The organism is Polaromonas sp. (genome assembly GCF_029945685.1).
Lineage (GTDB): Bacteria > Pseudomonadota > Gammaproteobacteria > Burkholderiales > Burkholderiaceae_C > Polaromonas.
Genome location: NZ_JAQSDA010000006.1, coordinates 306,709 through 320,443, shown reverse-complemented (window position 1 = coordinate 320,443; position 13,735 = coordinate 306,709). Strand labels below are relative to the sequence as shown.

The 13,735-nt window shown below is 61.6% G+C and carries 13 protein-coding genes; 7 read left to right on the top strand and 6 right to left on the bottom strand.

Annotation, left to right across the window (positions count from 1 at the left end; all coding sequences use genetic code 11):
* Positions 1–51: 51 nt before the first annotated feature.
* From PSV26_RS04015 to PSV26_RS03995, 5 genes are all read right to left on the bottom strand, one after another.
* A complete protein-coding gene (locus tag PSV26_RS04015; protein WP_300568057.1) occupies positions 52–1,182 on the bottom strand; it encodes a site-specific integrase in 1,131 nt (376 codons plus the stop codon).
* Positions 1,182–1,430 carry a helix-turn-helix transcriptional regulator gene (locus PSV26_RS04010; protein WP_300568054.1) on the bottom strand — a complete coding sequence of 83 codons (249 nt, stop codon included), beginning with the start codon at positions 1,428–1,430 and terminating at the stop codon, positions 1,182–1,184. Before PSV26_RS04010 ends, PSV26_RS04015 begins: the two co-directional genes overlap by 1 nt.
* Before the next feature lie 413 nt (positions 1,431–1,843).
* A complete protein-coding gene (locus PSV26_RS04005) occupies positions 1,844–2,500 on the bottom strand; it encodes a lytic transglycosylase domain-containing protein (protein ID WP_300568051.1) in 657 nt (218 codons plus the stop codon).
* A 9-nt stretch (positions 2,501–2,509) separates the two neighbouring features.
* On the bottom strand, positions 2,510–2,851 hold the full coding sequence (locus tag PSV26_RS04000) for a hypothetical protein (RefSeq protein ID WP_300568049.1): 342 nt from the start codon (positions 2,849–2,851) through the stop codon (positions 2,510–2,512).
* A gap of 524 nt (positions 2,852–3,375) precedes the next feature.
* Entirely contained in the window at positions 3,376–4,443 is a 1,068-nt protein-coding gene (locus PSV26_RS03995) for a PRTRC system protein D (protein ID WP_300568046.1), read from the bottom strand.
* Positions 4,444–5,543: 1,100 nt separating this feature from the next.
* Between PSV26_RS03995 and PSV26_RS03990 the strand changes: the two genes are divergently transcribed.
* The 6 genes from PSV26_RS03990 to PSV26_RS03965 all read left to right on the top strand — a co-directional run bounded on the left by PSV26_RS03990 (position 5,544) and on the right by PSV26_RS03965 (position 11,884).
* Positions 5,544–6,455: a phage integrase N-terminal domain-containing protein gene (locus PSV26_RS03990; RefSeq protein WP_300568043.1), complete on the top strand. Its 912-nt coding sequence runs from the start codon at positions 5,544–5,546 to the stop codon at positions 6,453–6,455.
* A gap of 17 nt (positions 6,456–6,472) precedes the next feature.
* A complete protein-coding gene (locus tag PSV26_RS03985) occupies positions 6,473–7,696 on the top strand; it encodes an integrase domain-containing protein (protein WP_300568040.1) in 1,224 nt (407 codons plus the stop codon).
* Complete coding sequence (locus tag PSV26_RS03980; RefSeq protein WP_300568037.1) at positions 7,693–9,744, top strand: hypothetical protein; 2,052 nt, start codon at positions 7,693–7,695, stop codon at positions 9,742–9,744. Before PSV26_RS03985 ends, PSV26_RS03980 begins: the two co-directional genes overlap by 4 nt.
* Positions 9,737–10,291 carry a hypothetical protein gene (locus PSV26_RS03975; protein WP_300568034.1) on the top strand — a complete coding sequence of 185 codons (555 nt, stop codon included), beginning with the start codon at positions 9,737–9,739 and terminating at the stop codon, positions 10,289–10,291. The genes PSV26_RS03980 and PSV26_RS03975 overlap by 8 nt, the downstream gene beginning before the upstream one ends.
* 195 nt (positions 10,292–10,486) lie before the next feature.
* Complete coding sequence (locus tag PSV26_RS03970) at positions 10,487–11,347, top strand: hypothetical protein (protein ID WP_300568031.1); 861 nt, start codon at positions 10,487–10,489, stop codon at positions 11,345–11,347.
* Positions 11,348–11,404: 57 nt separating this feature from the next.
* Positions 11,405–11,884, top strand: coding sequence for a hypothetical protein (locus PSV26_RS03965; RefSeq protein ID WP_300568028.1), 480 nt, complete (start codon positions 11,405–11,407; stop codon positions 11,882–11,884).
* A 60-nt stretch (positions 11,885–11,944) separates the two neighbouring features.
* On the opposite strand, the gene PSV26_RS03960 is transcribed toward PSV26_RS03965, so the two are convergent.
* On the bottom strand, positions 11,945–12,187 hold the full coding sequence (locus tag PSV26_RS03960) for a hypothetical protein (protein WP_300568025.1): 243 nt from the start codon (positions 12,185–12,187) through the stop codon (positions 11,945–11,947).
* 130 nt (positions 12,188–12,317) lie between these two features.
* Here PSV26_RS03960 and PSV26_RS03955 point away from each other — a divergent pair, with 130 nt between their 5' ends.
* Positions 12,318–13,721 (top strand): hypothetical protein, encoded by a 1,404-nt coding sequence (locus tag PSV26_RS03955; RefSeq protein WP_300568022.1) that lies wholly within the window; start codon positions 12,318–12,320, stop codon positions 13,719–13,721.
* Positions 13,722–13,735 lie beyond the last annotated feature (14 nt).

Below are 13,735 nucleotides of genomic sequence, written 5' to 3'. Positions count from 1 at the left end.
CCCGGATTGGCAAGCCAGCAACTGTGACCAACATAGCCTTCCCGGCGTAGGCTACATCGGGCTGATCAGCATGTAGGCAGGACCCTCTTCGTCGAACGCCAAACTCGGACGCGGCGGGATCCGGCAGTCCTTCATCAGGCCTGCAAGGCGGCGGAGAAGCGCGTTGCTCGCCAACTCTACGGCGCGGTCCTTGTCTTCGTGCTCAACCTCAATATCTATGAAGTCAAGAAATGAGAGCTTAAATCTGTCGTCCAGATTCGAGACGCTTGCAGGATAAGGCAAGAAAATCTGCATAATCGCCCGCACGCCGCGATGGAAGCTTTTGCCGCCGTCCAACTTCGAAACGAGCAGCCGAGCGCGGAGGTGCGTGTAACGCTTGAGCATCTGCAGCGACTTGTGGCCGCTGATCGCGGCGATCTCCATCATGTCCAGCGTGCCCAGTTCGAACAGCCTTGAAATCGCTTCATGCCTCAAGTCATGAAAATGAAGGTCTTGGATTCGTGTCTTGGTGATAATCAGGTGCCACGCGGACTTGAAGCGGTTGACGTTGCAATCGAACACGACCCCTGACATTTGCGGACCAATGCGATTCAGGATTCGCATTGCTGCCAGGGAAAGGGGCACATCACGCTTTGAGCCGTTTTTCGTTTCGGGTAAATGTGCAACTCGGGCACTCATGTCCACGTTTTCCCACCGCAGACCCAGGATCTCGCCACGGCGCATAGACGTCTCAAGAGCGAAGCAAATGATCGCGCAGACCAGGTCGTTCCCTGTCTCCGTGCAGTATCGGATGATGCGTTTTTCCTCGAACCTCTCAAGGCGCCGCTGGCGGCCCGGTGGAATCTTCGGCTTTCGTACCTTTGAGACAGGGTTGCCCCCGCACGCCCCCCACTCGATCTCTCCGACAGTAAATAGGTCCGAAAGCAGGGATAGCTCGAGCCTCACCGTGCTGGGGGAGATTGTCTTTCCATCGGGGCCGAAGGGCGTCGCCAAACGGTCATCGCGATAGCTCGCGATGTCGACCGTCGTAATTTCGTGCAGCTTCTTTCGAGCCAAAGAGTGGCGGCGGATCGAGTTCGCCCGATAACGCTCCTGTACGTGCCCCTTTTTGTGGACGGAAATCCGCTCGTTGTAGCGTGTCAGTGCTTTGCCTAGGGTCAGGCCCGGTTCCTTGATCATCATTAGCGCTTCGGCTTCCTTTTCTCTCGAATCCATCCCTTGGGGAAGTAAAGCAACTCGTACGGCTTGTATCCCAAGATGTCAGCGATCAGTTCAATATTCAGGATTGAAATATTCGTGAGCCCTCGCTCAACGCTGCTCAGGTAGCTACGGGCAAGGCCGCTTTCATTTGCGAGGGCCTCTTGGGAGAAATTCTTTTTCCTGCGCAAGACAACCAGGCGCCTCCCAAAAAGGATTTTTATGTCTGACATGGCCGCCGATACTAGGGACGTGCCTTGTTTGACGCCACGCTGTTTGTATGTCGGGCAGCCGAGGAAGAGCGACAGGCCGAAGCGCGTTCGGCGACCTCGGTTGCCGAGGTGGGGTGGAATGTTTCCTTTTTACTTACGTGATGGTTGGCGTGGTCAGCGCGTGCTCTGGGGCTTCCGGCAGCCGGCCGAGCATCGTCGGCTTCCCTCGAGGTGTGATAGACGCCAAGATGGAGTTTCGGGACGAGGACTTACTCTCCGGGAGGGATTGCTACTGGCTGCAGCGCGATTCGAAAATCAGCGGCCTACCAAATGCAAAGGCCGAATGGGCCAGACAAAGTTTCAGGTTTTAAGCCGTCGAGCCGAGAGATCGTGCTCGTCGCCAGATGATGCGTTGAGGCCAGCGCGAAGCGGTGCTACTGGCTGGCCCCGCCGTCAAACACCACGACATTTGATCCGGCGTCCTCCCCGTCGGTCGCGGCCTTCGAACCGGCACGGGATGCGCCGGCGGTTCGATCTGGAGGATTGAGTGGGGGAATTGGTAGATGCTGGCCCTGCATCGCGCCACTTCGAATCATTTCGTTGATGAGCAGCGCCTGGTATCGCTTATTGAAGTAGGGCGTGCGGCTGTGATATGAAGCCACCCCCTCCCAAGTGTTGCCACGGGCTGCAATCGCCTTTTTTAGATGCCAGGCGGCCACGTAGGTTCCAATGCAGGCGTCCTGAAGGTGGGCAGGGCCTATCCCGAACTGGGAGAGCTCCTTGAGATGAATTGAATTGATTTGGCCGATGCCGATGTCAACCGAACCATTCTGGTTTTTCCCCAGTGCACCAGACTTCAAGCCTGATTCGACGTTGAGGATTGCTCGAAGGACATACGGGTTGACCGAGTGGTAAGCCGAGGCTGGAACAATGCATTGCTCAGGTGGCGTTGTGAAAAGCTGGGCCCCGCCGGCGGCGAACGCCGTGTACGGGAGCATGGCGGTGACCCCAGCGACGTACGCGCCGACAATGTGCCATAGCCGCTTGACCCTCGTTTTCACCTGACTTCCAGACTTTCGCTTGTCAACCACAACAACCTCTTAGTTTCGCGCGTTCTCCTGCAGGTCGACCTGAGGCAGCTTGCGCAGCTTCTGGCGGCCTTCAGTCTTGATCATCAGAGCGCGCATCCCGCGCAGCATGGCACAGGCAAAGATGCCGACCACCGCACGGTATGTCACTCCGACACTGAATACTGCCACCGGAAGGATGCCCAGATTGGCGGGAAAAACCACCTTATTGCGGTATTTCTCCAGTTTCACGCTCCGTTGGTACTGGGCGAGGTCGATTTGGCCGACCTCGTAGCCGGCTGCATTGACGTAGGCATTGCAGGCGGCCACGAGACCGTAGGCTTTGGCCGAGTAGGATTTGAGCAGTTGTTTCATTTCGAGTACCCCTTTTGAGTTCAGATGTCTCTATTCTGGAACGACTCGGAAATCGTGCTTGAGTGACAAAACTACCCTGGCCGGCCAGACAAAATTTCAAAGTCACCGTCCTCGAAATCCACCCCAGTACTTGTTGTCACTGCCACGGGCGCGGGCGCGGGCACGGAAGCGGCCTGCGGGGCCTTGTCACTGGACAACGAAGCGGGTGCCGCACTAGCTGGCCGCGGAACGTCGCAGACCTGCTGCTCCCAGCCCGGGCGCACGCCGGTGAGGCCGATCAGAAGGACCAGGGCTTCGTGCGAGCTCAAATGCTCAAGTGTCGCCCTCAATGGATGTCCCTCATGCAACAACCTGGCCATGCTACTTCGTGAAGCCAAGGCCTCGTCAGCAAGGGTAAGCAGTAGTTGAAAGCAAGCGCGCGGCGGCATATCCACGCAGGCAGAAAAGATGCCGTGCCTGTCCGAAATCGTGCCTCGGAGTTTGATGGGTGCGTTCATTCGCGTTCCGATCGATGGGGCACGAAATCAGACCTGTGCAGCAGCGCGCTTCGCGCTGGCAATGCCAAAGTGGAGGAACCCGTTCGCAATGGCGTACTGTGACGCATCTTGCATCACGATGTCATGGGTCTTTCCAAAGCGCTCCGTCACGGCCGGAAGAATCATTCGCGCGCCGCCGCCGGCGAGTACCACCGAGCTGATGATTCCCATGGAGCTCCCGCCGCCCAGCGTGGTCATCATGCGATCAAGGTATTCACTCAATCGCGTTGAGGCGCGCTCGACGCAGTCGGTGATGTCCACTTCCAGCCTCCCGATCCGCAGGCTGTAAACCATTCGCCCACTTTCTCCCTGGACGCCTTGGCTCAGTGCCTCTTCCAACCGGAAGTCGTCGACGGTGCTTTGGGCCGGCAGGCCTTCGCTGGAAATCTTTTCAGCGACCAGGCCTTTCAGGTGATCGTAGTACCCGCTCATTCCTCCCTGAATGGCGCCTGACCGCTTGTAGTACGGGCGCAACCCTTCGCACATGAGGAAATCCATCGTGAAGTAGCCCATGTCGATTACCAGGTTCGTCGTCTTCTTCAGGCCGGGCTGGGCGGCAACGGCGCTGATCATCGCACCAGCAGGCTGCGAAGTGACGACAACGTTGCGGACCACGAGCTCAACTTTTCGTCTCGCGTAGGTGGCACCAATACTGTGCTCGCCCAGGTATTTCGAGCTCATCGCACTGTGGTACGTATCAAGGGTGGTCAACGGTAGCCCAATCACGAGCTGGTCGATCTCCCGAAGGCCCGACAGCGCGAGCGCGCCAAGCATCAGCGCGTGGTATCCGTCCGTCTGCGAATACTCTTCGAGACGCGAACGTGAGTAGTTCGAATCGGCCTCGAGGTATGCATCCTTGCCGATGACGTAGTTGTTCGCGCCGACGCTCACGGTCACGGTGCGAAGGCTGCTCATGCCGTTCGACTCTGCCGTTCGTTCGCGAGTGGTTATCGGCGCGACCGATGGGAACATCATCCGCTTGGGTTCGCCGTCCCTGCCTTGGCTCACTATTTTGGTGTGGCCGTACCCGAGGTCGATGGCTACGATTTCATTCATCTGGATTTCCCTGGAAAGTTGAAGATGGCCAGATGGTCACACCCTGTTGCCGGGGAAAACAGGCGGAAAAGACGCCATATATGCAAATGAACGACAGCGCCGCGCTGGAGCGCGTCACTGCGGGCTCTGTATTTCGCCTCTGTGCCGTGAATTGACGCGGTGTGTGTCAAAGCTTGGAGGAGCGAGGTAAAACCCGCCCTTGCAAAAAGATCGTTGCTCGACGAATACAGATCTTGCGCTTTGAAATCGGGCTGTGCTATATTTCAATCGCTGTCGCAGCAAGTCAGCTCCACTTTGAGGAGCCAGGAGATCGAAGATCTCAATCAGCAGGACCTGAGTTCTGCGCAATGGATTCGCTACGAATCCAGCCTTTGAACCAACACTTTTCGCCTTTGAACAAGACAGAGTGTTGTAGAACGTAGTATCTGCGAGGCTTTCCACTCGTTTTTCGCCTTTGCGAGACGGGGAAAGCAGGCGGAACCGTCAAATTTAGTCGCACCCGTTGCAGCGTGAAAATCGCCGTCCACTGGCCCTCTTATGAGGCTTTGGAGACGCGCACCTTCACGAACTGCGACCCCCCGAACGCACGCCAGCGACCGGGGATAAAGGGTCGTCGCCAGGACACGGCGACAACGAAAGGTACTCACCGCTGCCATCCGTGGCAGATCTCTAAACAATCACAGCAGCCAGCGCCAGATCGCGGTTTCGCTGAGTCCATCCTCATCACACCTACCACTCGTAGGCCTACCACTCGTAGGGACAGCACATAGCTGTCAAAGCACATGGGGCTCTCCCGCATCGTCTATGCGGGAGTAAGGGAGTTGATTGGGATAGAGACGCGTTCACCGGCGAAACGGTGCCACGGCAGTCAAGTTCAACACGACTTGATTGCTGGCCTGATGTACAGGGGAGTGAGGACTCCGGAGCTAGATTCCTCGACGTGACAGCAAGTCCACGGCACCAGAGCCGTTTCAAACTGGCAGATAGCGGGATGGCATCCCTTTGTCTGAACCCCCACGCCCGGGTATCTGCCCGCCAACAGAGAAAAACGCTTGCGACAGCCGGATCGGGACGAACCCTTTAACCGGATGGAGCTTGCTATGACGACACAAACTACAACGCTGACCGCCTCGCTGGCACATCGCGAGTCAAGCACACACACGCCTGTTCAATACAACCGGGTCCATGCCGCAGCCGCGCCCCATGCGCGCGCGCCTCAGACCCAGCCCGGCAGTGCTCTTGCCGACCAGATTCGCGATTTGCCGATTCCCGAGCAGATCAGCGTGATCCTCACCGACCGCGCCCGGTTCCTGGGTGAATTCCCCTCGCGCCGCGTCCTCCACGAGCGCATTGAACGCCTGGTGACCGCGTACACCGAACTCCGCGCCATGGGTTTCCAGATTACCGATGTGACCAGCTTCGGGCTGCGCCATGCCCGCGCCTTGCTGGAAAACTGGAAACAGCGCCAGTTGTCGCGCAAGACCATCTACAACCGCTGGGGCACCCTGCGCAGTTGGACCTTGGCCCTCAACAAGCACGGCATGCTCGGCTCCATCGATGAGTTCTGGCCGGATTTCAGCGCCAATGTGCGTGAACGCACCGGTGGCCGCCAGCTCACCCCCCAGCAACTGCAAGAACGCAGCGATTACCTGCGTGCCCAGCGCGACAAAACACACTATTTCGTGGACCGGCTGGCCCGTGAAGCCGGACTGGTGCGTGAGGATGCCCTCCAGATCGAGCTGAGCGCCGCCCAAGGCATCGTCTCGGGATACGACCTCCTGCGCTGCGGCCATGGTGGCGGGGCCAAGGTCTACAAAGACATGGCGCGGCACCAGGTCCTGTTTGCCGAAATGGTCGACTTCATGCAGCAGCGCAACCGCACCTCGCTGTGCTGGACCGGCCTCGACATCGAGGATGCCGTCACGAAATACAAGGACCGTCTGGTCTATGTCGGCCGCGTCCTGTTCCCGAAGAAAGCCGAAAAGACCGGCCAGCAGGGGGGTGAACAGTGAACTCGATGACTTTCACTATGGAGATGGGCGCTCGGGCCGGGTTGTCGCGGGTGGAATCAGGTGATTGGCGCCAGCGGCTGTCCACCCTGATCGCCAAGCACTGCAAGCGCAAGGTCAAGGGCGATTCGCGCACTACGTCCCACATCACCCAGAAGAGGGCTTTTCAGAATGTGATGCAGATCTTCGAGTGGCTGCGCCGTGAGCTCGGTTTCAGCCGGCTTGCCAATCCCATGTCACTCGATGAACGTCACTTCAAGGCGTTGGCAGGCCACATCCGCACTAAAGTCGAACGCGGCGACTTCGGCCCGGCCCAGGCGGCGGGCTATGCCACCTATTGCCGGCACCTTGCGCGCTGGATCGGCAAGCCCGAGTTCGTCACGGTTTTCAGTGAGGCGCTGGGCCGCAAGGTTTGCAAGCGCCAGCTGGTCGCCAAGACGGACAAGTCGTGGGAGGGCAACGGCCTCGATCCTGAAAAGCTGATCCTCGAAGTCGCCCGCTATGAGCGCTGGGTTGGGCTGGTGCTGCTCGCCCAGCATGCGTTCGGCCTTCGCAAGATGGAAGCGCTGCGCCTGCGCCCCATGCGGGACATTGGCCCCGGCCGGGTGGCGGGCACGGGCCAGGCCGACTGGTCGCTGATCCACATCTACCTGGTGGACGGCACAAAGGGTGGCCGCCCGCGCGTCGTCGATGTGAGCGACCTGCTCGGCGTCAGCGCCGCGCTGCTGCTGCGCGAAGAGATCAAGTTTCTGGATGACCGCGAGTTCCTGCCGCCCCCGCAGTTCACCCTCGCGCAAAACCAATACCGGTACGAGAACGTGATGGCCCGCTTTGGCATCACGAAAAAGGCGCTCGGCGTGACTGGGCACGGGCTGCGCGCCGGGTTCGCCTGTGATCGCCTGGAAGCGGCCGGAATCACGCCCACCGTGCGTGGCGGTAATGGTCAGCACGAAGATCCTGTCCACCAGGCCGTCACCTACAAGCAGCTCACCGAAGCCATGGGCCACGGACGAATCTCTGTCGTCGGCGCTTATGCCGGTGCGGTCAGTCCGCACTCTGCCCGCAAGAAAGCCAGGGCCGAGGCTACCGCGCGCCGCCTGACTGAAATCGACCAGCTCGGGCCGCTGCTTTCTGGTGAAGGTGCCGACGACGACAAGGCCACGCCCGGTGCCGCCTCGCCCGCACCGACTCACGCCGGGCAAATCTCCGCTTCCACGTTCCCCGTCCCAGGAGTTCCATCATGATTCAGCTGATTGCCGTTCACATGCCAGGCACGGTCCCTTGCGTCCTGGAATTCGATGCTTCCGCACTGGATCCGGTGCAGCGCCGCGCGCTGGCGTTCCTTCCGCGCTCGCCGGCGGGTGTGCCGGAGCTGCGAGGGCTGAGCAAACAGGAGTCGCCCGCGCTGGCGTTCAAGTTCAAGGTCGCGCCCGAGCAGCTGGCCGCTGGCCACGTCCCCGCGCTGCTCAGCCTGTGGGAGTCCAAATACACCGACGTTCGCCTCAAGCAGATCGCCAAGGCCACCAAGCTTGAGCGTGACGCTGCCGCTGCGGCCGGGATCTGGAAGGAAGGCAGCGACCGGGTGGACCTGAACGCCCTGCACGCGGGTGCGACCCCGGAGGAAATCACCCGGCTGGAGGAAACGCGGGCAGGGCTGGCCAGCGGGAAGAAGCCCGGCACCGGTAAACCGGGACGGATCGCCAAACCCAAGATCGTGAAAGCCGTGCTCGATGCGACCACAACCGTCAATCACGAGACCGGTGAACGCACAGCGAAGGCCAGCGCCTCGGAAAAGGTTGTCGCGGCTGATTTGGCACAGAAGATTGTCAAGCGCATGCGCCAGGCGGGCCCAACGCCTGAATCGCAACTGGGCGACCCGCTGGAGATGGCGGCGGGAGAGGCCTCAAGCGCCACCGGTGCAAAGCCGGACGCTGCCGGCGGCGTACCGGCGGATGAGCATGCCGGTGGACCGGTTCAGGCTGGCCCGGCTGCGCAAGCGGCTGCGGCCCAAGGCGGAGATCCACTCGACGCAGGGCAGGGCGAGCAAAAGGCTGGGGCAACAGGCGTTGAGCCAGCGGGCCCGCGCCGGACGCCGGTGCACCAGGTGCGCAACGCGATCGAGCAGCACAAGGCGGGGAAGGGGAAAAGCCGGCGCCTGCTGGAGATGGATCCGTTCGATCTGTTCGCCATGCTCAAAGCGGACAAGCCTGAGGGCGGCAAGGCTGCCGGCGCTGGACCAGCGCATGCGCTGCGCCCCGAAAAGCCTGCGCGCGCGCGCCAGGAAGCCAGCGCGGGCAGGGAGGTTGACGCTGCGCCCGGTGCCGCGCTCGGCGAAGAGGCTGCGCCCGCCGGATCCGCGCCAATGTTGCCACTGGACTGGGCAGGCCTGGGCAGCATCAGGTTGTCTGACCAGGTGGGGCAGGGCATGGCCGTGACGCTGACGACATCGGAGGTTTTCGAGGCGCTGGGCCATATCAGCCTGCTTGAGCCGCTGACCGTGGATATCCAGTGGCTCCGGGACGCCGCGCGGGACAGCGACATCGAGCTTGCGGATCCACAGCGCCTGGACCAAGCCACGAACTGGCTGCAGCACCAGATGGTCTGGCGCAGCGAGGAACTGCGCAAGTGGCTGGGAAAGGTCGACCTGGTCTCGCCGTCTGCAGAGGGTGCCGACCTTACAACGCCTCCCAGCCAGGCCAGCAAACGCCCGCCAGGCTGGGTTTCGACCGCCATGAAGATGGCGCACCTTGCGCAGCAGATCGCGGTGGACATCGCCATGGTGGAGCTGACGGCCGCAGAGGTCGAGGCCGGGCTCGGCGGCATGCCGACCTGGGCACTGGACGCCCTGCAGCAGATGCGCGGCTTCGAGACGCTGCAGGCCGAACACCCGATTACACCGGAGTCGCCACAGCCCGGTACCGCCTTCCGGGACAGCTGGCGCGCCGAGCTGCAGCGCATCGACCGCTGGTGCGCGCAGTACAGGCAAATCAAGATCGCGCGCCAGTTCGGCCTTTTCGGTTCTGCTGCCGAACAGAAGCTGCTGGTGCGCCTGGAATCGCTGATTGTCCGCACCAAGGCATGGCACGCGCCGCGCTCGCAGCCCACCCGCGCGCTGGCCGTTTGGATCGCCTTTGTGCTGTCACTCGATCACAGCGCTGTGGCATTCCCGGAGCGACCCGTCGCTGACAGCGCGCCGGCACAGCGTGATGCCGCTGGCCGGCGCGCCCACGGCCTGACCCGTTCCAACCACCCCGGCCGCAAGGCAGTCACCAAGGAGAGCAGCCATGTCTGAAGTTATCAGCAGCGTTCTGGAACGAACCGGCCTTCCTGCCGCGTTGGCCAACTCCGATGACGACATCGAGCGTTTGTATGCCGGCCAGGACCTGACGCCCCAGGATGCGGTGGGCCGGGCCGCGTACGCGCATTTCCTTTTCTGGTGGTCCAGCTGCCTGTCGCGCTTCAAGCCGGGCACGGCCGTGAGCGCGATGTGGAAGGCCTATCCTCACGGCGCGATCCTCACCGACAGCGACTGGAGCTGGTGGTCCCTGGAGCGCGTGGCGCGCGACGGTACCGCGCTGGCGCAGACGCTGGGGTTCGAAGGCCTCGTGATCGCCGAAGGCCGCCAGGGGGTTGCGATGCTGCACTGGCCCGGCCACCAGGCGAACGCCGTGGTCCTGCGCATGGTTCCCTTCACCGCGAGCGCTGACTCGTTCCCCACTGTGGTGGATCCGTGCCGTTTCATCGCCTCCAAGGGCTTTGATGACTCCAATCGTGTGATTCCGTGCGCGGTCCTCGGGCGCTCAGCGCCGGCGCACGTGGTGCCGCAAGTCCGCATGTAGCTGGAGGCACCGGAATCCTCGCAAGACAACCACTCGGCGGCGGTTTGTTCGAGTGGCGCTACTCGGCGCGTCCCGCGTCGAGTGCAAAAAAAGAGCTGCAGCTAGGCCTTGTTTGGCCCTTGAACTTTCGTCCATTTCGATAACGATGAATCGAGTGACAAACATGAATGCAACCGCCTCAGGAGTGACATCAACATGCAACCAGTACCTTGGAGCCAGAACGACATCAACGCCGGTGTGGCCCGCAAACTTGAAGCGCTGCGCGCCCTCAGGGGCGGCCTGCCGGGCGAAAGCCTGGACCAGCGCCTCGAACGCGCCAAGAACAGGATCGCCAGCATCGAGCAGGCTGAGCACCAGCTGCAGCACTACGTGCCAAAGGCGCGTCCCGTGAGCGGCGCCGGCAACTATTCAGGCTTCCTCGGCCGCGCCGATGACGGCGGAAGTGACTCCGGCTCGGATTCCCCGCGCCGCCGCTACACCGCCGCCGATGACAGCTATGCCGCGGGCCCAAAGGAAGAGGTTGTCTCCAACGAAGCCTCCATCGCCAGGGACGCCGAAAGCGAGCGCCGCTTGCTGGAAGCCAACCTGCGTCAAACCAGCGGCGACTGGGTGGTCCTCGATCGCCTGACGGTGCTGGCGAAGCTGGCGACCTTCCCCGAAGGCCTCACGCTGGCCCGTCTCGGCGCAGAAATGCTCGGTGACAACGCCAGCCCGCGCGACACCCGTCGCCTGTCCGCGATGATGAAACGCGAAGAAGACCGGGGCTGGGTGATCACGACCGGGCGGGGCCGGCCGATCAGGATGACGGAAGACGGACGCAACAAGCTTGCGGTGGCCGACGTCGCCGCAGGCAGCGAAAAAGCTGCAGCCGAACAGGCACGCCGGCTCGAACGCCAGAATGAGCGGCTCATGAAAACCGCGCAGAAGGGACAGGCTGAGCCGCTGCCGCCCAAGGATGGGCCACCGCCTGCCGCTGCCAAGGCCTCGAAACCAGACAAGCCCGGCAAAGCGGGCTCTGCGAAGAGGCCGTCGAAGGTCAAGAAGGGCGGTGCGTGATGGATCTGACTGGCGGCCTGCCGCAACCCCCCCGTCGCCGGCGCTCCGCTGGTGTTCATGCCCCGCGCAGCGCTGACCAGCGGGAAGGACCTGAAGCTGTCCATGACGCCTGCAATAGAGCAGCTGCTCGCCGCCAATGTCGTGGTGGCCATCGGCGTCAGCGGCGGCAAGGACGGAACCGCTGCAGCGCTGCAGGTCAACCAGCACCTGAACCGTATCGGGCACACGGGTCCGCGCGTCCTGGTGCATGCCGATCTGGGTCGCGTCGAGTGGAAGGACAGCCTTCCCAGTTGCCAGCGACTGGCTGACCACCTCGGCTGGGAGCTGATGGTCGTCAAGCGGGCTGCGGGTGACTTGATGGACCGTTGGCAAGGGCGGTGGCACACCAACGTCGCGCGCTATGGGGATCTGTCCTGCGTGAAGCTCGTCCTGCCCTGGAGCACGCCGGCGATGCGGTTTTGCACCTCCGAGGCCAAGTCCAGCCCAATCACGGCAGCGCTGCGAAAGCGCTTCCCAAAGCGGATATCTGCAATGTAACCGGAGTCCGTGCGCAAGAGAGTACGGCGCGCAAAAAGATGCCCGTCTCCCAGGTCGAGCTCAAAGCTGCAGCGCAAGCACACGGCCGGAATGTCCTGGAACGCCATCCATGACATGGACCTCGATGTTCAGTTGATACATCTCCGGCGTACCCGCGAATCGGCCGCAAGTGCTCTCATCGACAGCATGAACGGAGATCCCGGAGGACGGATCGAGGAAGCCGATCTGAGCGTCGCCTTCGATGTCCTCGGTGAGTCCGAACGTGTGGGGAAAATGGCGGAGGGATGGGTGTTCTAATTTCATAGATTCAGAATACAGAAAGTATCTCGCTATTCAAGGGACCAAAGCATTGCTTCGTCCAGACCAACCCGCAGCCGTCTGTGTCGGTCACTCCAGCGCCAGTCCTCGGGTGAACGATAATCGAGAAAAGCTGATGAATCAGCCAAGTTCGGGACGCCCGAACTCCACCTTTTTCAAGATTAATTTAATGCGACCTCCTGCACCGATGACCCGTCAATGGGTTACAGAGAAAAACTCATTTCCCGTCCGCGGACTGGTTATGTACCGTTGGCCGCCGCATCGGTGGGCTTGTAACGTCGAACTGCTCCGGATCTCCCGCGATGACATTGAGAACAAACCTGCCGAAGAGGTGGCGTTTGAAGTCGCCCTGAGTGCGTTGCATCGCTACATGACGGGGGACCCGAAGCGACCGTTCGACGGGTCAACCACCACTGTGGAAACCATCACCGGCAACATGGTCGAGGTGCCAGATCTTGCATTCTCCCTGGCCCCGTTCCTCGCGAAGCGCGTGATGACGCTCCTTGCTGACGGCGGCGGGGCTGTAAATCCAAGTTCCATTGCCAAAGCCCAGGAGATGCACGCGTTGGAAACGACAGGGTCCAAAAAGGTAGCGGGGGACACGAAGTTGCGATCAGGGCCACGTGGCGCTGAGCGCGTGGAGCAAATTCAAGCGCATGAGAAGGCCGCATCACGAATCAAATTGCGCGCCATGGCCGCGCGCCGCCGGGCGCTCGCTCGGTTCTGGCAAAAGAACAAAGCCGGGTTTTACCGGCGCGGACTCACTTTCACCAGTGACCAGGCCGGATTCTGGACGTTTAATCTCGACATCGGGAACGAGCCGATTGATCCTGTGCCGGTAGACAGCAAGGACGCCGACGAACTGCAACAGCTGGTTCAGGCGGTAAGCAGGGTCGCGATCGCCACCTTCGCCGGGGCGCGAAACACCGACAAAGGGGGGAACAGGCTGCTCAGCGGAGATCCAAAGGCGGTAGTTCTACCGGTTGAACTTTCGACCGAGGCTTTCATGACCGGCAGCGCACGGCTTGCAAAGCGGCTCCTCCAGGCGATGCAGCAGCATGCCCATGGGGTCATCGGCCTTGGTGTGATCGAGCGCTGCCTCACGGTTGCCTGGGACCCTGAGGACGTCAAGCCACTGGAGGATTACCCGTTCCCACTTGCACCGACAGAAACACCGCAGGAACTGGACCGCTGGGCCATGGACACGATCCAAGCTAGGCAGGCCCGCTATCGGCAGCAGGGGGCCCAGCAGCGCCAGCCGGGGGCAGTCGAGACACCGTCCTCGGCGTCGGAACGCGGACCATCATGGCGGCAAGAACTTGAGATCGAAGACTGGGTGCCTCTTGAGGATGCCTACGAGGATGACGCCACCATTGACCAGCGCGCAATGGCCGTTGCTGACCACGAGCAGAGCGCCGCGCTTCGCCGGCTGCGCGGGGGCTCAGGGATTCAGGGGCAGGAGGCGTCCCCCGTTCATCACCGCGTGGATTACTCAGGACTCCCGAAGGATGACGACTGAAAGTGCCAGGAACC